This window comes from Paenibacillus sp. IHB B 3415, assembly GCF_000802655.2.
In the GTDB taxonomy this organism is placed as follows: domain Bacteria; phylum Bacillota; class Bacilli; order Paenibacillales; family Paenibacillaceae; genus Paenibacillus_AQ; species Paenibacillus_AQ phytohabitans.
The window spans coordinates 228665-252269 of the sequence record NZ_JUEI01000002.1 but is presented as its reverse complement, the minus strand read 5'-3'; the positions used below and the strand labels follow the sequence as shown (position 1 = coordinate 252269).

The following is a 23605-nucleotide window of genomic DNA, read 5'->3' as shown; positions in this document are numbered from 1 at the left end:
AATTTCATACCTTTTCTCGAATTCACGTAGTTTCTTTAGCGGCCATTCCATATCATACTATTAAATGAAAGCGCTTCATCGTAAGGCGAGATTATAGGCGCGATAAAGAGAAGACATGTGGTTGGGAAAAAAATTATGGATGAAAAGAAGAATGATGCATGGAAAAAGAAGCGTTTGGATTACGAAAACGAAGCAAACGAAGCAATGGATGAAAAAGGAGGATTATGGATGAGAAGAATGCTAATGAAAAGCTGCATGATTATGTTAATTCTGCTCCTGTCTGTCAGCGGCTTTGGAGGAATAACGGGTATGGATCGTGCCCGCGCAGCGGATGAATTCGACGGGATGAGGGAGCACCGCAAGGTTATGCTGACCGGAGGAGCCTCGCTGAATACTGCGGATACGGATATAGCCGCTGCAATTACCAGGCTGACCACTGAAGCGAACGGCTATTGGCAGACGATGAATACCTCGCCTAGCCGTACCTATCTGTGGAGCGATAACCCTGGTATTGGGAATTCGATTCACATCCGGGTGACCTATGAACGGCTATACACCATGGCGCTCGCTTATGCAACTACCGGTTCGGTGCTGTACCAAGATAGTCAGCTTGGGAGTGATATCGTTGCTGCACTCGATTATATGTACGCAACCAGATACCATGAGGCGGTAACTACGACCGCCAGCGGAACCAGCAACTGGTGGGATTGGCAGATCGGCATACCGATGCAGCTAAACGATACAGCAGTGCTGATGTATGACTCCCTAAGCCCGGCTCAAATTACGAATTATATGAAAGCTGTGGAACGTTTCTCGCCAACCGTCACCTTAACAGGAGCCAACCGCTCGTGGAAAGCGATCGTCGTAGGCGTGCGGGGTATCCTCGTCAAAGACGGTGCCAAGATTGCCGCTGCGCGTGATGGACTATCCTCGATTTTTAATTACACGGTTAGCGGAGACGGCTTCTATCGTGATGGTTCTTTTATTCAACATGGCAATATCCCCTATACCGGAGGGTATGGACTCAGCCTGCTGCTGGCTGTAAGCGATCTGATGGGGATGCTCCACGGTTCAACATGGCAGGTCACCGATCCCAACCAGTCCAATGTCTGGGATTGGGTATACAACACCTATCAGCCGCTGATGTACAAAGGCGCCATGATGGATATGGTTCGCGGCAGAGAAATCTCCAGAAATTACAGTCAGGATCATGACGCGGGACATACAGCGATGCAAGGTATCCTGCTGTTGTCCGGGATCGCGCCGCCCGCGCAAGCGGCTGACTTCAAGCAGATGCTTAAAGGCTGGATAATGTCGGATACCTTCAAGTCCTTCTATTCCAGTGCACCAATCCCATCCATCATTCTGGCCAAGAGCATAAGCGCGGACCCGTTGGTTGTGCCGGCAGAAGAGCTTATGGTCTATAAGCAGTTCTCGGCGATGGACCGGGCAGTCCAGCACCGGCCTGACTATAGCATCGGACTTGCTATGTATTCGAAGCGCATCAGCAGCTTTGAAGCGATCAACAGCGAGAACGCCAAAGCCTGGTACACCTCAGCCGGGATGACCAGTTTGTATAACAGCGATCTCGGACAATACAGCAATGATTTCTGGCCAACCGTCGATAATTACCGCCTGCCGGGAACAACCGTGTTGTCCCAGACCCCGTCAAGCAGCCATACCAGTGCAAATACGTGGACCGGCGGCACCGACATTCAGAACTTATACGGCAGCTCAGGTATGGATTTGCAATATGCGGATCATACGCTTGGCGCCCGGAAATCCTGGTTCATGTTTGATGACGAAATCGTCTCCCTAGGTGCAGGCATCACCAGCACGGACAATATTGCCGTTGAAACCATCGTGGAGAACCGGAAGCTGAACACGGCGGGCAGCAATACGCTCACTGTGAATGGCGAAGTACAGCCTTCAGCTTTGGGGTGGTCGGAAACCCTAGACCAGGTAGACTGGGCTCACCTGTCCGGCAGCACAGCCGGTGCTGATACCGGATATTATTTTCCCCAGAATGTATCGCTTGCCGCCAAAAGAGAGGCCAGAACAGGGAACTGGAAGCAGATCAACCCACGTCCGGTAACCCCGTCCACGCCGATAACCCGCAATTATATGACCTTATGGCTGAATCATGGTGCGAATCCGGGTGGCGGGGATTATCAATATGTCCTGCTGCCGGGCAAGACGGCTGCTCAAGTGGCAGCTTATGCCGCTGCGTCTGATATTGAAGTGCTGTCAAACTCCTCCTCTGTTCAAGCGGTAAAAGAAACGAAGCTGGGCATCATTGGGGCGAATTTCTGGGAAGATGGGGCCAGCTCCGTCGATCTGATCACAGTGAACAAGAAAGCATCGGTGATGACCAGAGAAGCTGAAGAGGGCACTTTGGAACTATCGGTCAGCGATCCGACACAGTTAAATACCGGTGTTATTGAGGTTGAACTGGACAGTTCGGCAAGCGGATATACCGCAGATCCCGGAATTACCGTGACGCAGCTCAGCCCGACCATCAAATTAACAGTCAGTGTCAACGCAGCCAAAGGCAAGACGTTCAAGGCCTCCTTTGAACCCGGCAGCGGTACCCCGCCAACCCTCCCTGGAGAAGAGGTTATTGTGGACAATAATGACACCACAGGTGTGCTAAAGACGGGAAGCTGGAAGACCTCCGCGGTTCAGACAGACCGCTACGGAATCAACTATGTACATGATGACAACAGCGGCAAAGGCAGCAAAAGTATTGCGTATACACCCGAGTTGCCCGTCACTGCCACTTATAGCGTCTATATGATGTGGCCTGAGCATTTTAACCGCTCCTCTGCGATACCTATTGAAGTCGTTCATGCCGCCGGGACGGCAACACTCACCATAGACCAGACCTCAAACGGCGGGGTATGGAACTTAATCGGAACGTACACCTTCACTGCCGGCACCTCCGGCAGTGTGACGATCCGCAATAACGGAACAAGCGGATATGTTGCTGCCGATGCGGTCAAATTTGTGCGTAACCCGTGACTGGCAGCTAAGTGAATAAGGTTGCGCGGCGGGTGGCTATCAGCCGCTGGGGAGCATTGAAGGGCGGGACATTCATACCTTTCGCGGTGCCTACGCCACATTGATTGAGGACCGGTTAACCCTGAATTATTTCACCCTTGATGGTCTTCACCCGAACGAGGCTGGCTTTCAGCGGATTGCTGAGCTGGCTGTTCCTTTTCTGGAGCGGCTTTGAGCCGTATATAGATAACAGCATTGTCGGACAAGAACATATACGCGCAGAAAGCCGCCCATCCGGCGGCTTTCTGTGTTTTCAAAGAGGTTTCAATCAGGAATTCAAATGCAGCTGCCGGTATTCCGTCGGCGTCATGCCATAGTATTTCTTGAAATTGCGCAGAAAGCTGGAGAAGTTGGTGTAGCCGACCTGCTCGGCAATATCATTCAGCTTCATGGGGGTTTCCAGCAGCAGCCGGTGGGCGGCCTTCATGCGTACTTCAATCAGATAGTCGACAAAATTGCTAAAGGTATATTCCTTGAACAGCTTGCTTAAATAATTGGGGCTGATGCTGAACCGGTCCGCCAAATAATTAACGGAAATGTCGCTCTGGGCATAGTGCTCTGTGATATAAGAGAGAACGCTTTCAATCAACTCGCTGCTTTTTTTCTTACTGCTCCGTTTCTCCTGCAGAGACTGAATCAGTTCGGTCATAAGCGAGCTTAGAACCATCCGCATCTCGTACAAAGTCTCGCATTGCTGAAGGCGGATGAACACCGCTTCATGCTCCGTCTGAAACTGTTCATTCAGGCTGGAGTCAGCTGCGGTCCGCAGCGCTTTCAGAATGACCTGCAGACAGAGCTGGACCATCATCTCTTTGGACAGATTGCATCGCGCCGCCCGTTTGAACAGCTCCTCCAGCACGATTCCGGTTTTCTCCGCGTTCACCTGCTTGACCGTTTCCTGCACGGTATCAACGGATTCAAAGACCTCAAGCAGCCTGCCGCTGTCCCATGCGCCAACATCGTTTGAGGTGATGAGCGCATTATGACCCATGAGAATTTTACAGGAAATCAGCCCTGCCGACTCCAGATAAGATTTGCGGATATCTTGAAAATGATCATAATACTCACCCATGCTGACGGAAATCGTCCGTCTGAACTGCAATTCAACATAAGCCATGAAATCTTCTCCGAATGATCTGGCTTCCGCTGTATTCTCCGTACGACCTGCATCTCTGAAGCTCAGAATCATTACCGCCTGATCATCGTTCATCTGAATCGCAGCCCCTTTGACCTTGTCCTGCCGGGAGCGGATCATCTCTTCAGCTACATTACACAGCGCGTACAGGTACAGATTCATGTCTCCAACCTTCTCCAGCATAGCCTTATTATCGAATTCAATGGTGAGGACGATATAATGCTGCGGATACAGTTCAATGCCCACATGATTAAGCATAGGCTCAGCGGAGGCGAATTTCGTCCGGTTGCCGGTCAGAATATCGAACATAATCTGCAGCTTCAGCGCCGGAATGCTCTCGTGGAGCTTCTTTTCTGCATTGGAATATCCGGTGAATACCTGCTCTATTCTGTTATGCAGATCATTATAGGAGAGGGCTTGTGAAGATGTTAAGCTCTGGAAACCAGAGGGAGTGCGCACAGTAATCTCCTCCAGCCTTGCAATGAAAAACTCCATGGGAGCAAACCAGCGGTGATTGACGAAGCGGCTTGCGGAAACCGCGATGACAACCATCAGCACGGCCATGGCGATCAGAATATAGCGTACTGTAAGCGAAAGCGTACTGAGCTGCTGCTGGGATACGATGTAAATCAGCTTCCAGCCGGTATAAGCAGAGTTATCGTAGAATACGAGATTTTTCCCGGTGGCCGTTTTCTCTACCACGTACCCCCGCCCTTCGCGTGCAAGTACCCGGGAAGCGTAGCTGTTGTCCAGAATGCTCTGATGAATCAGCTTGGGGTCCTTATGGGACAGCACATTCCCGTTCCGGTCGACCAGAAATACATTGTAGCTGTCACTGAATTGCAGATCGCCGAACATCTTCGAGATACTCTTTTCATTAATTCGCGTGACCATTACACCGCTTCTGTCTTTGGGTCCAGCGGTAAAAGGGTAATTGCGGACAAGCAGGAAATCACTGCTCTCTGCTGCCGGAGGAGAGGCATTCCATTTGCCGGTCTTGCCGCTGCCGGTGAAGGACTTGATCCAGCCCATGGAAGGCGCTGATTCCAGAGGGTAATAGTCTGACGCAGAGAGGAGCTTGCCGCTTTTCTCCGAATACAGATAGATCGCCTTCATATTAAAATTGGCTGCGAGATTGTTGCCCAGCTGATCCTGGAGCATAGAGAGGCCCAGCAAATGCTGTGCGGAATCCGGACCGGAGTCCTCAAAAAAAGACCGGGTATCATTACTCCGCAGCAGGTTGATGGTGGTCAAATCGATTTCCTGAAGTGTGCTGTCTACCCGTTTGCTGATCTGGCTCAGCACATTCTGATTCGAACCAATCACCTGCCTTTCTAACTGGCGGATAGAGCTAATATAGCTGATCGCCACTGTCATCAGGATAATCAGGATGAATAATGCGGTATACATGAGCTGTACTTTGGCTGAAATTCTTCTCTTCACTTGCTATCGCTCCTTAACCGGCGGATGTTCACTTCATTATATGACATAATGCAGCGGTAAGCGGGTGTCACTTTCCATTATGATGTAGCGTTATCTACAAATATCCGGAGGATAGCGGGAGATGAGAGTTCATTGTAGGTTCTGCAACTATTCAGTCTGCCGGATAGCCCGCTATAGTTAGGTGGAGGCCAGGCGCCAGGCTTCACCGTCTTAGCAAGACATGATCTGCCCACCATCACAAGTCCATTGGAGGTCAAAAGAATGTACAGAAACAGAAAGCTCACCCCCGCGCTTCTCGCGGTGCTGCTGCTAGGAACGGCGGCTTTGTCCGCATGCGGCAACAGTAACGGAAACGCCGGCACGTCCGCAGGGCCATCCCCGGCCGCTGCCTCACAGACGCCAAGCGCAGATCCCTATGCTTCGCTGCCCAAGGAGATATCCGGTTCCATTTATGACAGGGGGCAGGTGGCAACGGGAGAAGGCTCTTATGAAGAGAACCGCTGGACAAAGTATATCAATGAGAATTCCGGAGTGAAGGTCAATTGGGTGCCGATTCCGCGCAATCAGGAGGCAGATAAATTCAATGTGCTGATTGCTTCCGATCAGGCGCCGGATATGATGACTACCTTCAACCGCGACTTTATTGTCCGCTGGGCCGATGAAGGAGCCATTCAGCCGCTGGATGAGTATATCGACAAGTACAGCACCAGCTACAAAAAATATCTGCAGGAGCATCCCGAGCTGAAGCCGTACCTGACCCTGGATGACGGTAAAATCTATGCCATCGCCAGCATGCGGCCTGCCCGTGCCAATACCGCCATCTTCATCCGGCAGGACTGGCTGGATAAACTCGGGCTGGCTATGCCGACTTCGGTGGATGAGCTGGTGGAGGTCGCCAAAGCCTTCCGGGACAATGACCCTGACGGCAACGGTGCGGCCGATACCATTCCAATGGCGATGTCAACGGCCTACACGGCGATTACCGACGACTGGTATATGGCGCGCAGTGCGGCCTGGTTCGTGGAGGACGGGAAGCTCACCCAGAGTTTCTTCACCGAACGGTATAAAGACGCGCTTGCTTTCCGCCAGCTTGCTTACCATGAGAGTCTCGTTGACAAGGAATTTGCGACAGATAAGGAATTTTCGCGGCAGAAGCAGCTGTGGACCACGGGTCGCTCCGGCATCTATTTCAGTAACCTGAACATGGACAATACCATTACCGAGCTGCGGAAAAATAATCCGGAGGCCACACTGGCCGCAGTTCCGCCTCTGTCCACGAAATATGGAACGAATGGCTATGAGGTCGAAGTCCCTAACCATCTGCTGACCGCTTTTAACAAAAACATGAAAAATCCGCAGGCCGCGATGGAATTTATCGACTGGATGCTGGATTCAGGCTGGGAGCCGCTGACCTATGGAACCGAAGGCGTACATTATCAGTTGAAGGACAGCATTCCGGTCACAACCGATTTTGACAAATGGAAGACAGAGGTCGGCTACGCTTCGGAATACCGGCTGGTTCAGCAGGAGCAGCAGACACCGGATTATTTGGTCACCCGGGCAGGGGACAGCAAGGATGATCAGGATATGGCTGCCCTCAAAAGTACGATTATTAAGAACAGTGAGACCTATACCTTCCGCAAGGATCTGCCATATATCCCGCCAGTTGCGGAATACGCCTCCATCGCCGGCCAGTTTGAAACTAAATGGAAAGAAATCAACACCCGTATGGCGATGGGCAATCAGACACCGGATGAAGCTGTCGAAGAGCTGCGCCAAGCCTGGAACAGTCTGGACGGAGACAGTGTAACCGCCAAGGTTCAGGCCTGGTACGATGCGAACAAAGACAAGCTGAAGTAAACCATACGGTTCTTGGATATAAGGGAGCTGCGGAATGAACCTTATTCCAGGCTCCCGAAATTTATAGAGGAGTGAGAAAGAGCTATATGCCAAAAACACTGCACCAGCCCTCCGGTCCGGCGGCCATACGCTCCAAAGGCCTGAAAAAGCCGGGGCGGGGCCTGTTATTTTATCTCTACCGGGACCGTTATCTGTACTTGTTCCTTATTCCGGCCATGTCCTATTTCTTCCTGTTCAAATTTGTCACCCTGTACGGCGAGCTGATCGCCTTCAAGGATTTCCGTCTGCTGGATGGAGTTTGGGACAGTCCCTGGGTGGGGCTTAAGCATTTCCATACTTTGTTTGGAAGCGCCGATTTCTGGAATGTACTGCGCAATACCCTGCTGCTGAATTTGTACAATCTTGTTTTTGCCTTCCCGGCTCCGATCCTGCTGGCCCTGCTGCTGAATGAGCTGCGGGTGAACTGGTTCAAACGGGCCGTGCAGAACATGCTGTATTTGCCTTTTTTCATCTCATGGGTAGTTCTGGCGGGGATCATTGTCTCTTTATTGTCACCTTCCACCGGAGTAGTGAACGCGGCCCTGCGCCTGTTCGGGATCGATCCGGTTTACTTCATGACCAGCACCTTATGGTGGCCTGTGGTGTTCATTGTCTCCACCATCTGGCAGAGCGCGGGCTGGGGTACGATTATCTATATGGCCGCCATATCATCTATTGACCCCGGCTTATACGAAGCGGCCAAAATCGACGGAGCCACCAAGCTGCGCCAGATCTGGCATATTACGCTGCCGGGTATCCGCGGGACCATTGGTGTCCTGCTGGTTCTGCAGATGGGGAAGATGATGGATGTAGGCTTCGAGCATATCTTCAATCTGCAGAATGCCGCTGTCTTCAGTGTATCCGATGTCATCAGCACGTTCGTGTACCGCACAGGGCTGCAGAACGCGCAATACAGTCTGGCAACGGCTGTTGGATTATTTCAGGCGCTGATCGGGCTGATTCTGGTGCTGACGGTCAACAAAATTGTGAAAAAGCTGGGAGAAGGCGGATTATGGTAAACCGACTGAAAAGTATGCCGCTGTATTTGTTTCTGGCCCTGTGTGCGTTCATAACGGTGTTTCCGATTCTGAATATTCTGGCGATGTCGCTGAGCAGCAGCCGGGCGATCATCTCGGGCGAAGTGGTATTGTGGCCGGTAGAAATTACCGTTCAGGCCTATAAACAGCTGTTCATCGACGGGCAGCTGCTCATCGCTCTCAAGAATACAGTGATCATCACAGCCGTAGGTACTGTACTCCAGATGATTGCAACTACGCTGGCCGCATACACGCTTTCGAAGCGGAGATTGAAAGGACGGCAGATCTTTACGTTTATGGTGATGTTCAGCATGCTGTTCGGTACCGGGCTGATCCCGCTGTTCCTGCTGGTTAAGCAGCTTCACCTGATCAATACCTTCTGGGCGATCTGGCTGCCCGGGCTGGTAAGTGCTTACAATCTGTTTGTGATGAAATCATTTTTTGAAGGCCTGCCGGCCGAGCTGGAAGAATCAGCGACGATTGACGGTGCAACGGATCTGACGGTGTTCTTCAAGCTGACGCTGCCTTTATCCAAGCCTATCTTGGCTGCGATTTCGCTGTTCTATGCGGTTGCTCTGTGGAACACGTATTCCAATGCCTTGTATTTCATCAGCAAATCGCAGCTGCTGCCTGTAACAGTCAAGCTGTACCAGATGCTGCAGACGCCGATTGATTCCCTGCTTGCAGGCGGGGATTCCTCCCAATACATCCAGCCGGAGGGGCTGAAGGCCGCGGCGATCATCATCACTGTGCTGCCAATCCTCTGCGTTTATCCGTTTTTGCAAAAGCATTTTATCAAAGGGGTTCTGCTGGGCTCGGTGAAGGGCTGAAGTGCAGAATTCCATTTCCGGAGGTAACACATGAAGGTGACTACAAACTATACACTCGGTTCATTTGCGTTTGATTTACGGAAAAGTCTGGCACCTGCTGAACATCTCTGGGTGTGCAGCGGCTATAGTACAGCTGCGCCGTCCGCGCGAACGGTCAGCGGCGTTCAAGGCTGCTATTCACCGCCTTTTGCCGCCAAGGATCTGGGCGTGAAACTTCATATAACAGCGGACGGACATCCTGTCCGGGATAACGGAGACTTAGGCAAAGGAGACTGTGGCGTACTGTATGCAAAGGGCGTCTGGCAGCCCGATCAGATCAAAAGACAAGGAACATACCATCATCTGGTGGACGGAAACCTGTTATCACTGGCGGTGTCCAGTGAATTGACGCCTTTGGCGGATATACATGGCTTCCTGCTTACCCAGCGGATTATGAACCGCAGTCCCAGAGCGGTGACGATTACGGTTCTTCCGGAGCTTATACCGGGAAGCCCGGCCATGGTTCCGCTGGACGAATGGGACTATGGAGCACCGCTGACCTCTGCCAATCCTGCGCTACAGGTTGAGGAAGGAATCTGGGAGAATGAACAGGTCCGCATTACCCTGCTTCGTGAAGGAGATCAGGAGCGAAGCCTTGGAGAAGGGGAGGAGGCCGTGTTCCGACTGGCTGCGGTTCTGACTCCTGCGGGACAAGAGTTCCCGAGGGAAAAAGGGCAGACCCTGGAAGAGATGGCCCGCCGGACAACCGCTGTCTGGGAGCGCCGGCTTGAGGAGGCCTGCCGTGAATTACCTGTGCTGCAATCGGATATTCCAGGTTTGGAGGACTATTACCGCCGTTCTCTGATCAGCGGGATGGTATGTCTGTGGGAGAATCCTGAATTCGCCATTCAGCCTTTTCCCGCAGTCTCCGGCCTGGAAGGTGCAGGGATCTGCTGTTATCCCTGGGATGCCGGGGGGTACGGAGCAAGAACGCTGGCACTGATGCTGGGGAAGGACAAAGCGGCAGAGCTCGCGGGACTAATGGCGGCCAGCGGTATTGAACGGCACTCCCGGTTTGCTCCCAGCGGACAAGGCGCTCATGTGCCCTACTCATATAGCTTATGGTCCTTCCTGAACTTTGCCTGGTCTATCTTTGTACTGCACGGAGAAGGGGCAGAACTGTTCCCGACCATGCGGACACTGGCCTTATATGACGATAGCCGGTTGCCGGAGTGGAATGAGCTGCTGGATTACGGCCTTCAACCGAACCTGCTGGAAATGCGGGGTGCAGGCTATGAACATATTGTAGCCAGTCCGAATGCCGAGCGGGCCTGGAGTTATGACCGCTTGGCCGATCTGGCGCAGCATCTGGATCTGGCGGCGGATCAGCCCGCACAGGAATGGCGGGACAAGGCGGAGCGTATCCGCCAGTCGATCCGCACCCATCTGTGGGATGAGGACAAAGCCTGGTTCAAGGCCATTTATCCCGAAGGCCATGCGGAATGGATCTATTCGATTCAATATTATGACGCGCTGCGCTTCGGTGCCTGCACCGAGGAGATGAAGCAGGGAATGTTCGCACAGGTTAGGGATGGGGCATTTCTCGGCAAATACGGCGTGAGCAGTATCTCGGCCGAAGATGAGCTGCATTATGAGCAGAATGATCCGGACTGGTCGGGAGGCGGGGCTTATACCGGGGATGGGCCGATGCTGGCGCTGACATTGTGGGAATCCGGACGCGATGAGCTGGCCTGGGATACATTGAAGCGCCACTTCTGGATGGGGCAGCATCTGCCGTATTATCCGCAGGAGCATTACTGTGACCGCCCGGCTGTACCCGTGCATAAGCGGGCGAATGTGGTCGCAGGCTTGGCCGGCGCGGAAGCAATACTGTTTGGCCTGACCGGTCTCGATCCCAGGCTGGACGGCAGCTTATGGATTCATCCCCGCCCGCCGGCTGAAGGAAGGGTCTCTCTTTCGGGATTCGCATTCCGGGGACATGTCATTGATGTGCGGATGAGCCCGGAATGGTGCGAAATCATCTGTGATGAAGAGGTAATCTACAGCGGTGTGCCCAGCCTCCGTGAGGTTGTTCAGTCCCCCGGGAGCCTGAGGAATTGAAGAGAGAGAAAGGATCGGACGCTATGAAGGGAAACTGGAATTTCGAGCTTGTGGTGGTAGGAGCTGGAGTCGGCGGGATCAGCGCAGCCCTGGCCGCTGCGAGGTTGTTCCGGCGGGTGCTGCTGATTGAGGCGGGACCTGAAGTCGGCGGCACCGGCGTCTTCTCCAGCGTCTCGCTGATCTGCAATTTCCGCGACAGTATGGGACGCCCGGTTACAAGCGGCATTCACCGCGAGCTGTTCCCGGCGGCGTATACCCATTACAACGAACAGCGGGTGCCGTCCTATGATGAGCTGACTCTGAAGTCTACTTACCAGCAGCTCCTGGAATCTGAGCCAACACTAACCGTGTGGACCGGGTGCTCGGTGAATGAGGTTGATGTGGAGAAGGGGCGGATTCAGCGCCTTCATCTTCAGGGCAATCAGGCCGGAACGGTTGGCGCTGAGGTGTTTCTGGATGCCACGGCGGACGGTAATCTGTCCGCAATGGCAGGGATGCAGTACGAAATCGGCCGTGAAGGTGACGGCAAGCTGCAATCAGCCACCGCCACCTTTCGTGTGAGCGGATTCGATCCCATGAAGCTGAAGAATCCGGATATCCAGACCTGGCCGGCGATCCATTCCCTGCGGCTTGAGCTGCTGCTGTATTATCAGGAGCTTAAGGACAAGGGGAAGACCGCTAATCCAAGGCAGAGCATCACCTGCTTTCCTTATCCGGACGGCAAGTCGCTGCTCTTCAACTCCACCTCTGTGCTGGGAGTGGACCCTACTCGTCCGGATTCAGTAAGCCTGGGCATGGAGGAGGGTACCCGGCAAGCCAACGAATTGTTCGGGGCCATCTGCGGGCATCCGGCATTCCGGCAGGCCAGGCTGGATTATATCGCGCCGCGACTCGGTGTCAGGGAAGGCCGGCGGATCACTGGTGAGTATGTCCTGACAGCCGAAGATTGCCTGAACAACCGGCATTTCGGGGATATGATTGCAGCATGCGCCTACTCACTGGACATTCACAGCCCGGATGGAGGAGCGACCCGGCTGGAGCGCATTCCCGGGGACGGATATTACCATATTCCCTATCGTTCCCTGATCCCCGTGGGCTGCTCCAATCTCCTGCTCGCCTCCCGCTGCATCAGCGGAACCCATGAGGCGCACAGCTCCTACCGGATCATGGCGTCGGTCAGCGCCATCGGTGAAGCGGCGGGGGTTGCTGCCTCGTTGGCCGTGATTCAGGGGAAGGCGGATGTAAGGGAGGTGATGCCTGTACATATCCGTTATGTGCTGCAGCTGCGGGGGCAATTCACAGAAGGCGAAGTGGAGCGGATTCCGCTTCCGGCCAGTCCGCAGCAGGAACAGCCTGTATCATTGGAACCGAACTTCAAGTCAAGTCATGACTGACCATTCAGAAGGGAGGAATAAGCAACGATGAATAGGAGAAGCAGCAAGCAAGCCATATGGGCGTTGATCATCCTGCTGGTATTCTCCATGGCGGCAGAGGGGTTCCCCTCTGCTGTCTACGGAGAACAATTGAGAACGATTGCATCAACTGGGGGAATCATACCGCCGGATGCTTCAGGCACTCCCGTGAGCGTAACTGAGTCCGTCTATGAAGAACCGGCTTCCCCGTTCATTACAGACTGGGAAGATTTCCGCAGCAGCTTCGGTAAGCATACTCACGCTTTGGCTCTGGAAGCGGAGGACATCGTCATTGACGGGGTAGTGGACGAATGGGATCGCTACGCAGAGATCCGGCTTCCGGAGGCTGCCAGGCAGGTGCTGGTCGAAGGCTGGGGAGGGGCTGCGGATGTATCCGCCAGCGTCTATCTCGCTTATGACCAGAGCTACTTCTACTGGGCGGCGAAGGTGACGGATAATGTGCATGTTCCTGTCTCCGACAGCACCATGTGGAGAGGGGACAGCATCCAGTTCGCCTTCAGTCCCGGCGGCAGCTACGGGCCGGAATACGCCATCAATTATATGGACGGGCAAGCGCATGTCTGGCAGTTCAGCGAAGGCGGAGCCGCAGCAGGAGCGGAAGTGATCACGGCTGCAGCCAGCCGGACCGGACAGGAGACCTTCTATGAGGTACGGATGCCGTGGTCTGCCATCTCCACGGGTATCCCGGAGAACGGAGAGCTTCCGTTCACGCTGCTGTTCAACGACAATGACGGCGCGGGCCGCCGGGGCTGGCTGGAATGGACACCAGGTATCGGCAAAGCCAAAAGTCCGGCCGACCATGCAGTGATTCATCTGGTCCCTTCCGCCGACCCTTGGAGCTTCTGGGTGGAAGGTCCAAGGGAGATCAATGTGAATACGACTGTCTCTTATTCGGTGTATGCTGTGAACACGACCAGTGAACCGCATAACCTCCATCTGTCATCCAGCCTGCCGGGTGTTGAAGCGGATTTCACGCTGCCTGCCGGCTCTGCCGCCGGATGGAGCCTGCCGTTCACCACGGCGGACCCCGGAGAGCAGCTGCTTGAATTCACGCTTGCGCAGCAAGGGAGTACTGCCGGCAAGCGGCAGGAGCTGAAGGTGACTGCGGTGCTCGATCCCGCAGAGATTGAGGCCATGCTGAATAGTGTGAATGCACAACTGCCCGGTCTGGAGCAATTGCTGCTGCAATGTGAGACTCAAGGACTGTCAACGGATTATGAGCGCATTGATTATACCGTAATCAAGGACTTCATTGGTTACGGCAAGGAGGATATCGTGCAGGGGCGGCTCGGCAGAGCGCAGTATGTGGCGGCTGAGCTGGAGACGCTGCTAGCAGGCAGCAAGCAGCAGCTGGAAGGGTATCTGGACGGCAGCCTGACCCCGCAGTCCGCACCCCGATATGTCTCCGGACGCCCGGAGATTTCCGGATATTCCTTCGTGGGTGACACCATCGTGAGGAGTACGGGCGTCACCGAAGAACGGCCGATCTTCTTCACGGGCTACGGCCACTTCAACCAGGTGAAGCGGGATATTCCGAAGCTTCAGGATCTCGGAGCTAACGTTATCCAGATTGAGCTGGGACCAAGGGATGTCATACTGGACAAACAAGATTTCGTAAACCGCTACACTGTCAACCGCTCCGGTGCGGTGTCTGCTACAGCAGCAATTACAGAAGGGATAAGCCATTCCGGCAGCCATTCCCTGAAGATTGCCAATGCATCGCCGCGGCAGTCGAATGTATTCATCAATGTCGCCCAGACCTTAGCAGTAGAGCCGGAGACTACCTATGAATTCAAGGTATGGGTGAAGGGTGACAATGCCAAGAACGTCTGGTTCCCCGGCGGAACGGGCTGGAAGCAGCGTCAGCCGTTGCCCGGCGGAACCTATGACTGGACTGAGGTGACGTTCGAATATACCACAGCGAAGGGGGAGGTATCCTACCCGCTGGTTATTTTATCCGAGAATACAGGTACAGTCTGGGTGGATGACTTAAGTGTCGTCAAGGCTGGGAGCACGGTGAATCTGATTCAGAATCCCGGCTTTGAGGATCTGGGAGGTTATTCCCCAGACAAGGAGTACGTTGTCTCCACCCGTAAAATCCAATCGGAGCTGTTACCGGCGCTGCAGCGGGCTGAGGATTATGATGTTGCGCTCAATCTCCTGATTTCCCCGCATTATTTTCCGGACTGGGTGCTCGCAAAGTGGCCGGAGCTGAAGGTGGAGAATAACGGCTCTATCAAATTCTCCCTGTTTCAGCCGATGGCCCGATCCATTATAGAGGATTATCTGCGGGCCTTGATTCCTGCTATCAAGGATTATGATTCGCTGCAGAGTCTTACGCTCACCAACGAATCGGTCTATACGGCTAATAAGGATGCCTATGCACTGTCTGCCTGGCACGAGTATCTTGAAGGAATCTATAACGGCGATATCGGGCAGCTGAACGGCGTCTATCAAACGGCCTATAGCTCTTTTACAGAAGTGCCTATGCCAGAGAATATTACAGCTTCTCCGGCATCTTATGACTATGTGCTGTTTAACCAGGATTACTTCGCCAGCTGGCATGAATGGATGGCCGGAATTATCCATGAGCTTGCTCCCGGGTTGCCAGTACAGGCGAAAATCATGGGTGATCCCCGGGGCAGCCTGTCCTGGGGCGTGGATATCGAGCGCTTCTCGGAGTTCAGCCAGATCAACGGCAATGACAACTGGAATTATATCAACGAAGGCCCGAAGGGCTTCATGGAAGAACTCAGCTTCTACGATATGCAGGCCTCCTTCAAAGAAGCCCCGGTCTTTAATTCGGAGCATCATCTGATCGCTGACGGAGACAAAATGTATACGCCGGAACAGGCAAAGCATGTCCGCTCCGTACTGTGGCAGAGTGCGATTCACGGCAGGGGCGGCTCGGCCATCTGGGTCTGGGAGCGGACATACAATGAAACGGCCAGTACCGAGGGCAGCATTCTGCACCGGCCGGATGTTGTAGCTCAGGCGGGACGGACCAATCTGGACCTGAACCGGCTGGCCGGTCAGGTTACCGCCTTCCAGAACGAGCAGCCGCAGGTGGCGATTCTGTATTCTACAGCCTCAGGTGTCTTCTCCGGTGATTATTCGGCAGTCTCACTCCGCTCTTATGAAGCGCTGTCTTACAGCGGCTACAAGGCTGGATATGTTTCTGAAGGGCAGGTAGACAATGGCGGGTTGGACGATTATAAGCTGCTGATTGTGCCAAACGCTTCAAGAGTCAATCCGGAGACGCTGAGCGGGATCAGACAGTTTATCGAGCAGGGCGGACGGGTGCTGCTGATCGGCTCCCACGCTTTGGAGCTTACACCGCACGGCGCACCGCTCTCTGCTGCAGACAGAAGTTATGTGTTCACCCATGCGGACAAAATATCGGCAACGGACTGGACAGCAGGCCAAATCAGAGATTACTTGTTACCGGTCCTGCAGACTGTAAATCCGGGGCAGCTGCTGCTGCTTGATCCGGCAGACAATGCTCCCGTATACAATGTCGAGTGGAGAACTGTTGAATACGGGGGACATACACTCATGAATGTGGTTAACTATGGTCCGGAACCCATGGTGGTCAAAGCAGTCCGCAACGGATTAACGGCAAACGGCTTCATGGATCTGATTACAGATCAAAGTACTGCGGGGCAGACTCTGGAGCTTCAGCCGCTGACCCCCTATTTGTTCAGTCTGGACTTTCCGGCTGAGACAGATAACTGAGGGTAGTGCACGGCTGCGCTGCAAAAACTGGAACTCAAAATAAGAGCTAACTTTAGGAGGCACACGTAATTGGACAAGAAGCGTTATGTACAGGTAGGCATTGGCGGCAGGGCGCAATTTTTCTATGAAGCTATCGCTAAGGAGTACAGGGATTCTGCGGAGCTTACCGCTTTTTGCGATGTGAATCAGACACGTATGGATTACGCCAACAAGCTGCTGTCGGAGACACACGGGTATCCGCAGGTGAACACCTACCTGGCTGAACAATTTGACACCATGATCGAAACAGAGAAACCGGATATTGTCATTGTCACCAGTGTCGACCGGACCCATCACAGATATATTATCCGCGCGCTTGAGCTTGGCTGTGATGTGATCACAGAGAAGCCCATGACCGTTGATGTGGAGAAATGCAAGGAGATTTACGAAGCGGTGGAGCGTACCGGACGCAAGGTCAGGGTCACCTTCAATTACCGCTATGCTCCGCATCATACGAAAGCCCGCGAGCTGATTGCCTCCGGGGTAATCGGGGAAGTGCATTCCATTCATTTCGAATGGCTGCTGAATACAGAGCATGGGGCGGATTATTTCCGCCGTTGGCACCGGGACAAGCGCAACAGCGGGGGACTGCTCGTTCACAAATCCACTCATCATTTTGATCTGGTCAACTTCTGGATCGGTGCGGAGCCGGAAACGGTGTTTGCCTTCGGCGACCTGCGATTCTATGGCCGGGAGAATGCCGAGAACCGCGGCGTAACTTCATTCTATCAGCGTGCCACCGGAAATCCGGCAGCCAAGGATGATCCCTTTGCCCTGCAGCTGGATGAGAATCCCGTTCTGAAGGAGATGTACCTGGATGCGGAAGCAGAGGACGGCTATCAGCGGGATCAAAGCGTGTTCGGCGACGGAATCAGCATAGAGGATACCATGGGGGTAATGGTCCGGTACAGCAATAAGGCGATTCTTACGTATTCATTGAACGCCTACATGCCTTGGGAGGGTTACCGGATAGCTTTTAACGGGTCCAAGGGCCGAATCGAAATGAGCATCGTGGAAAAATCCTATGTCAATGCCGGGGGTGACCGCGCCCTGGAGGGAGCTGTGGAGGGTAAACATATTGTGGTGCATCCCATGTTTGGAGCGCCTTATGAAGTCCAGGTGGATGAAGGAACGGGAGGACACGGCGGCGGCGATCCTGTGCTGCTGAACGATCTGTTCGGAACCCCGGACGAGGATATTTACCACCGTGCAGCCGACCACCGGGACGGAGCCCGCTCCATCATGACCGGAATCGCCGCCAATCAGGCCATGCGGACCGGATTTCCGGTCCGGATCAAGGATCTGATTACCATCTAATTTGTTGAAGAAGGCTGGCGTAGGCTGCTACGTTGGGAAGAGCAGGTTTTGAATACAGTTGTGTGTTTACAAGAGGCATCCCCATCAGTTAATGATGTATGGGTATGCCTCTACTTATGACAGCAGCTTCCCTAAACAGAATATAAATTACCTTTTCCATAAAATCCTGCACATAATACAACATTCCCCTCATCCTATCGGCCCAAATTCAAAATTGTTGTATAAAATGCAGGATTTCATCTTTTTCAAGCGGCTTAGCAGGTTTATTCTTGTATTTCATACAACAATCCTCCCGAATACCAGGCTATTAATAAATCAAAGTTGCAAAACGTACAACAATGATGCCTAAAGGGCTTACTACCGATGGGGACTGCTATTCATTCTGGAAAAAGAAGCAGAAACAGTCTATCATAAAAACATAGACTTCAGAAATGACAGCCAATTAAGGAAATACAAGGAGATACGATGAATAATTCGATACATATTCTTGTAGCCGAGGATGATAGCGATATCAGCCGGCTGCTGTGCAGTATTATACGGAAAAGCGGTTATGTACCCCAGCCTGCCTTCTCCGGAACCGAAGCGTTACTCTATCTGCAACAACGGGAATGGAGTATGGTATTGCTGGATTTAATGCTGCCTGGAATGACCGGGGAGGAGCTGCTGGATTGGATCCGTTCACGGGGGGATGTGCCGGTCCTTATCATTTCGGCTAAAGGTGAACAGCATACCAAAGTATCCGCGCTGCGCGGAGGTGCAGACGACTTCATTACGAAGCCCTTTGATCTCGAGGAGGTGTCCGCACGAATCGATTTGCATCTGCGCAGGTATGCACAAATTGCGGCTCCGCCTGTATCGCGCATCTTGCAGCATAAAGGACTCCTGCTTGAATCCGACTCTAGAACGGTGACTGCAGAAGGGATGAAGGTTGCACTGACCGCCAGGGAATACAAAATTCTAAGCTTGCTCCTGTCGGCACCCCAAAAAGTATTCACCAAAGCAAATCTATACGAAAGCGTATGGGATGAGCCCTACCATGGTGATGACAATACGGTCAACGTACATATGAGCAATTTGCGGAACAAACTTGTGAAGGCTGCACCGGGAAGCGAATATATCGAGACCGTATGGGGCATGGGCTATCGGCTAAAGCCTTAAGACATTCTTAAGATTCGGCTTTAGACTCTCTTAAGTTATTGTTTCTATACTTGGTCTAAGACAGAAGGAGGCCAAGAGACTATGAATGAAGTTATTTTGCAAACGAATCAATTGTCCAAGAAGTTTCAAGGCGGTGTAGCACTGGATAAAGTAAATTTAACGATCCGCAAAGGTGCTATATATGGCTTTATCGGGCAGAATGGAGCAGGAAAATCAACACTGATGCGCATCATAACCGGACTTGCTTTTCCAACCGGAGGAACGGTTGAATTATTTGGCGCAGGCGACGAGAAGTCGTTGACCCGGGCGCGCAAGCGAATGGGGTTAATTATTGAGAGCCCCGCATTGTTCCCGCACATGACTGCCGGAGAGAATCTGGAGGTGAACCGGCTCCTCCGGGGCATTCCCGGTAAAGATAGCGTCGTACGTATGCTGGAGCTGGTCGGGCTACAGGATACAGGCAGGAAGAAAGTAAAGAATTTCTCGCTTGGCATGAAGCAGCGGCTGGGCCTGGCAATCGCCATGCTAAGCGATCCGGAATTTCTGATTCTGGATGAGCCGACCAACGGGCTGGATCCGATGAGCGTCATCGAAATGCGCGAGCTGCTCAAACAGCTTAACCATGAACGGGGATTAACGATTCTGATCTCCAGCCACATTCTGAGTGAACTGCATCTGCTCGCCAGCCACTATGGCATCATTCATCAGGGAAAGCTGCTGGAACAGCTCACCGCCCGGGAATTAAATGATAAATGCCAGCAATATTTGTTCATTAAATCGGATAATCCGGACAAAGCGGTAACGGTCATTCAGAACGAGCTAAATACCCATGATTTCGAAGTGATGCCGGATGGGGCCATTAAGCTGTTCGGCCGTTTCGGGCAACCCGCGGAAATATCTTCGGCGTTATTCTCTGCAGGTGTACAGATTGAGCAGTTCATGCCCATGGGAGAAGATCTGGAGAGCTATTTCATGAAGCGGATCGGAGGTGCCGGCTATGTATAATCTGATTAGATCCGAGTTGTTCAAGCTGCGCAAGGACCGATCCTTCCGCGTGCTACTGCTTATAACCGCCGCTCTTTCACTGGCCTACCCGCTGCTCTACTATTTTGATAATAAGTCCAGTGGAGCGCCGCAGTTCACGGGAGCAGAATTCCTGATTACATTTATTGCAAGCAATGCTTATGTGATCAAATTGGGCGTAGTAGCCCTGGCAGGATTCTTCATCGCCAATGAATATTCAACAGGTGTAATGAAGTCGATCGCTTCATCAGGCCACACCAGAGGCCGGCTATTCGCCGCCAAGCTGATTGGATTCTCGATCGGAACCATGGCTGTTTCTCTGGTATTCCCGGTCATAAGCACAGCAGAGGTCTCGCTGCTTGCAGGTTTCGGCCACCTGCCGGAGGGTGTGGATTCGTCCTTCATATTACGGGTTCTTGGACTAACGCTGCTGTATACTTCAGGCTACGCGGCAATCGGAGCCCTGTTCACTGCCCTATTCACCGACAGCGGCAAATCAATCGGCTTCTCGATTATTTTCTTTCTATTGATTGATTCCGTTCTGGGCGGCCTGGTTGAATACATTCCTTCCTTAACCAAGGTATATGAATATTCGATCTTCAAGCTTATGGGGGATATCGGCAAGCCCAGGATGTATAGCCATGATCTGCCGGCGCTCCTGCTTGTGCCCATACTGACGATCGCCGTATCCGGGCTGCTCGGTATTCTTGTGTACCGCAGAAAGGAAATCAAATAGATATGAAAGGGGCGGAAGAGTCTTGCTTATCCTGACGCTTATACTGGCTGCGGCGGCAGCTCTTCTGCTTGCCTATCTGCTGCTGCTCAGGCGGGAGCTAAAGCGTATGACACAGCAATTGTACCTTTACAACAAGGGGATCACCGGTAAAAAAATTGAAGTCACTTTATTCGACAATCGGCTGGAAGCGCTAGCGAGTCAAATTAACCGCCAGTCCGGACTTGTCGTCGAGGCGGAAGCACGCAGAAGACGAAGCGAGCAGGAGCTGCGGCAGGCGGTTGCGAACATTTCCCATGACATCCGTACTCCGCTGACCTCCATATCAGGTTATATTCAACTGCTTGGAGCGGAGCCGGTTACGAATGAGGAGAAGCAGGAATACCTCTCGATCATTAATAACCGGACAAAGCGGCTGCAGGCGTTATTAAATGATTTTTTCGAGCTGTCCCTCATTGAGTCCCCCGATTATCAGCTCAAGACGGAGCGAACAGGAATGACTGTACTCCTTTCAGAAATTCTGGTTGGTTTCTACGACCGATTCAATGAACAGAACATTACACCGGATATCCGGCTGCCTGAGGAAGACGTGGTTATCTATGCTGATGAATCAGCTATACGCAGAGTTGTTGAGAATTTGCTCATCAATACTGTCAAACATGCAAGCGGAGAGGTGAACATCTGCCTCCAAAAGAGGGACGGGTTTGCCGAGTTGAGGATCGTTAACGAGGCGAAGGCATTATCAAGTGACGAGGTAAGGTTGATATTCGACCGTTTCTACACCGTTGACCGTACACGGTCCGCCCAGGGATCCGGACTGGGTCTCTCAATTGCCAAAAGTCTTATGGACAAGATGAGCGGAACGCTGACAGCCGAGATGCACCAGGATCATTTGATGATGACTTGCCGATGGAAGATTAAATAGCTCTCATGCAGTGCTTGATATACGAAGCCCCGAACCCTGTCAGTTATCTGCGGCAATGGAATTCCTTGCCTGAATGTTAACTGTAACTTTTACAGCGCTCTGATATTAAGCGAATAAAAGCTCTGTAACATAGGGGGTAGGACCAGCAGGAAGACAAGCTGGCAGCTGCAAGCTATAAGTGAAGGGAGGATGCTTACTTGAAGCATAACCCCATTATTGCTTCGATCACCGAGGAGTCACAGATTGATCAGGCGGTTGCCTGCGGTGTGAAGCGTGTGAATCTGATGACCGGGAACATCAACAACCTGGGGCAGATTGTGAAGCCGCTGCAGCATGCAGGCAAGCAGGTATTCGTCCATGTAGAGATGGTCGGCGGGATTGGCAGAGATGCGGCGGCGATTCAGTATTTGGCCGAAGCCTTCCGGATCGACGGGATCATTACCACCAAGAGCAATGCCATCGCCACAGCCAGAGCCCACGGGCTCGCTAGTATCCAGCGGTTCTTCGCCATTGATACGGCAGCGATAGAAACCGCGCTTCGGATGATCAAGACCTGTAATCCTGATGAGGTCGAGCTCATGCCCGGACTGATGCCGAGAATCATCAAGGATATGAAGCAGCGCATTAAGCAGCCGCTGATCGTAGGCGGACTGATCCGGGAAAAGCAGGAAATCAGCAGTGCGCTGGACAGCGGCGCCGATTATGTCTCCATTGGGGACGCGGCCCTGTGGCAGTGGAAGCGTGAAATAAGTGAATAACGTACCCCGGGGTGGAGACGATGAGAAAACCCAGCGGTCAGTTATTAGCATTCGATGGAGCCCTACGAGGCTGAAATCGGAGGCTTAATTTCTGGAGCTGGTTTTTTTGTGCGGAAATTCCGGCGCGGAGAACCAGTGAACCTGAATGAAAAGGAGCAAGCGCTGATGGACATCGCTTCATATGAAGCCTACTGCTTTGATTTGGATGGGACCGTGCTGATTGGCGATCAGCTGCTTGCAGGTGTGGTGGACACGGTTGCGGAGCTGCGGCGAAGAGGCCGGAGAGTTCTTTTTCTGACCAACAGCTCGGTCCATACTCCCCGGGATTGCCAGCGCAGACTGGAGCACATGGGGCTGGCCTGCGGGGAAGAGGAAATCTTGACTGCACTCTATGTCAGCGGAAGTTATTTCGCCCGGGAGGAACCGGAGGCGAGGGTGTATCTGGTTGGAGAAGCGGTGATGCGAAGGCAAATGGAGGAGTTCGGAGTGGCCGTCACCGGGAACCCGGAGGCAGCGACCCATGTACTGGTAGGCATGGACCGCGATTTCAATTATGAGAAGCTGGTGCTCGGAATGAGAGCAGCAAGAGGGGGCGCCAGGCTGGTGGCGGTCAATCCCGATCCGGCCTGCCCGGTACCCGGAGGTTATATCCCGGATACCTGGGCGATTGTCAAAGCGCTGGAAACTGCGGCCGGGACAGAGGCTGAGCTGATTATTGGCAAACCTTCTCCCTATTATGCGCAGGAGGCGCTTCGCCTGCTGGCCTGTCCCCCTGAGCAATGCCTGATGGTAGGCGACCGGCTGGAGACAGACATTCTGATGGGGAACGGCAGCGGCATGCAGACGGCCCTAGTCCTTACCGGAGTTAGCACAAGAGCGGATATTGCGCGGCAGCAGATTCTTCCGGGTTATGTTCTGAACTCCCTGGCCGATCTGTTCAACAATCAAGCCGAACCCTAATAACAGGAGGATGAGAAACT

Annotated in this window: 15 protein-coding genes; 14 read left to right on the top strand and 1 reads right to left on the bottom strand. The window is 53.0% G+C overall.

What is annotated here, in order from left to right:
• Window positions 1–228: 228 nt before the first annotated feature.
• Window positions 229–3021 (top strand): polysaccharide lyase family 8 super-sandwich domain-containing protein, encoded by a 2793-nt coding sequence (locus QW71_RS01560; RefSeq protein WP_160311764.1) that lies wholly within the window; start codon window positions 229–231, stop codon window positions 3019–3021.
• Window positions 3022–3328: 307 nt separating this feature from the next.
• On the opposite strand, the gene QW71_RS01555 is transcribed toward QW71_RS01560, so the two are convergent.
• A complete protein-coding gene (locus QW71_RS01555; RefSeq protein ID WP_039292188.1) occupies window positions 3329–5638 on the bottom strand; it encodes a helix-turn-helix domain-containing protein in 2310 nt (769 codons plus the stop codon).
• A gap of 261 nt (window positions 5639–5899) precedes the next feature.
• On the opposite strand from QW71_RS01555, the gene QW71_RS01550 reads away from it, so the two are divergent.
• The 13 genes from QW71_RS01550 (at window position 5900) to QW71_RS01485 (ending at window position 23585) form a co-directional block, all read left to right on the top strand.
• On the top strand, window positions 5900–7498 hold the full coding sequence (locus tag QW71_RS01550; protein ID WP_039292185.1) for an extracellular solute-binding protein: 1599 nt from the start codon (window positions 5900–5902) through the stop codon (window positions 7496–7498).
• Window positions 7499–7584: 86 nt separating this feature from the next.
• Window positions 7585–8556, top strand: a complete 972-nt coding sequence (locus QW71_RS01545; protein WP_083442362.1) for a sugar ABC transporter permease — start codon at window positions 7585–7587, stop codon at window positions 8554–8556.
• Window positions 8550–9404 (top strand): carbohydrate ABC transporter permease, encoded by an 855-nt coding sequence (locus tag QW71_RS01540; protein WP_039292182.1) that lies wholly within the window; start codon window positions 8550–8552, stop codon window positions 9402–9404. The genes QW71_RS01545 and QW71_RS01540 overlap by 7 nt, the downstream gene beginning before the upstream one ends.
• Window positions 9405–9434: 30 nt before the next feature.
• Window positions 9435–11504: a hypothetical protein gene (locus QW71_RS01535; RefSeq protein WP_039292180.1), complete on the top strand. Its 2070-nt coding sequence runs from the start codon at window positions 9435–9437 to the stop codon at window positions 11502–11504.
• On the top strand, window positions 11501–12898 hold the full coding sequence (locus QW71_RS01530; RefSeq protein WP_039292177.1) for an FAD-dependent oxidoreductase: 1398 nt from the start codon (window positions 11501–11503) through the stop codon (window positions 12896–12898). The genes QW71_RS01535 and QW71_RS01530 overlap by 4 nt, the downstream gene beginning before the upstream one ends.
• Before the next feature lie 27 nt (window positions 12899–12925).
• The gene (locus QW71_RS01525) at window positions 12926–16672 is read left to right on the top strand and encodes a sugar-binding protein (RefSeq protein WP_039292175.1); all 3747 of its coding nucleotides are present in this window, start codon (window positions 12926–12928) and stop codon (window positions 16670–16672) included.
• 69 nt (window positions 16673–16741) lie between these two features.
• Window positions 16742–18028 carry a Gfo/Idh/MocA family oxidoreductase gene (locus QW71_RS01520; protein WP_039292172.1) on the top strand — a complete coding sequence of 429 codons (1287 nt, stop codon included), beginning with the start codon at window positions 16742–16744 and terminating at the stop codon, window positions 18026–18028.
• Between the two features lie 465 nt (window positions 18029–18493).
• A complete protein-coding gene (locus QW71_RS01510) occupies window positions 18494–19186 on the top strand; it encodes a response regulator transcription factor (protein WP_039292167.1) in 693 nt (230 codons plus the stop codon).
• Between the two features lie 81 nt (window positions 19187–19267).
• Window positions 19268–20191: an ATP-binding cassette domain-containing protein gene (locus QW71_RS01505; RefSeq protein ID WP_039292165.1), complete on the top strand. Its 924-nt coding sequence runs from the start codon at window positions 19268–19270 to the stop codon at window positions 20189–20191.
• On the top strand, window positions 20184–20945 hold the full coding sequence (locus QW71_RS01500) for an ABC transporter permease (protein WP_039292162.1): 762 nt from the start codon (window positions 20184–20186) through the stop codon (window positions 20943–20945). The genes QW71_RS01505 and QW71_RS01500 overlap by 8 nt, the downstream gene beginning before the upstream one ends.
• Window positions 20946–20967: 22 nt before the next feature.
• Window positions 20968–21867: a sensor histidine kinase KdpD gene (locus tag QW71_RS01495; protein WP_039292159.1), complete on the top strand. Its 900-nt coding sequence runs from the start codon at window positions 20968–20970 to the stop codon at window positions 21865–21867.
• A gap of 197 nt (window positions 21868–22064) precedes the next feature.
• Window positions 22065–22625: a glycerol-3-phosphate responsive antiterminator gene (locus QW71_RS01490; protein WP_039292156.1), complete on the top strand. Its 561-nt coding sequence runs from the start codon at window positions 22065–22067 to the stop codon at window positions 22623–22625.
• A gap of 165 nt (window positions 22626–22790) precedes the next feature.
• Window positions 22791–23585, top strand: coding sequence for an HAD-IIA family hydrolase (locus tag QW71_RS01485; RefSeq protein WP_052769835.1), 795 nt, complete (start codon window positions 22791–22793; stop codon window positions 23583–23585).
• The last annotated feature ends 20 nt before the right edge of the window (window positions 23586–23605 follow it).

Bases quoted from the DNA above. Each gene is read 5' to 3' on its own strand.
- QW71_RS01560 (WP_160311764.1), top strand. From the start codon at position 229: ATGAGAAGAATGCTAATGAAAAGCTGCATGATTATGTTAATTCTGCTC.
- QW71_RS01550 (WP_039292185.1), top strand. From the start codon at position 5,900: ATGTACAGAAACAGAAAGCTCACCCCCGCGCTTCTCGCGGTGCTGCTG.
- QW71_RS01545 (WP_083442362.1), top strand. From the start codon at position 7,585: ATGCCAAAAACACTGCACCAGCCCTCCGGTCCGGCGGCCATACGCTCC.
- QW71_RS01540 (WP_039292182.1), top strand. From the start codon at position 8,550: ATGGTAAACCGACTGAAAAGTATGCCGCTGTATTTGTTTCTGGCCCTG.
- QW71_RS01535 (WP_039292180.1), top strand. From the start codon at position 9,435: ATGAAGGTGACTACAAACTATACACTCGGTTCATTTGCGTTTGATTTA.
- QW71_RS01525 (WP_039292175.1), top strand. From the start codon at position 12,926: ATGAATAGGAGAAGCAGCAAGCAAGCCATATGGGCGTTGATCATCCTG.
- QW71_RS01510 (WP_039292167.1), top strand. From the start codon at position 18,494: ATGAATAATTCGATACATATTCTTGTAGCCGAGGATGATAGCGATATC.
- QW71_RS01505 (WP_039292165.1), top strand. From the start codon at position 19,268: ATGAATGAAGTTATTTTGCAAACGAATCAATTGTCCAAGAAGTTTCAA.
- QW71_RS01500 (WP_039292162.1), top strand. From the start codon at position 20,184: ATGTATAATCTGATTAGATCCGAGTTGTTCAAGCTGCGCAAGGACCGA.
- QW71_RS01485 (WP_052769835.1), top strand. From the start codon at position 22,791: ATGGACATCGCTTCATATGAAGCCTACTGCTTTGATTTGGATGGGACC.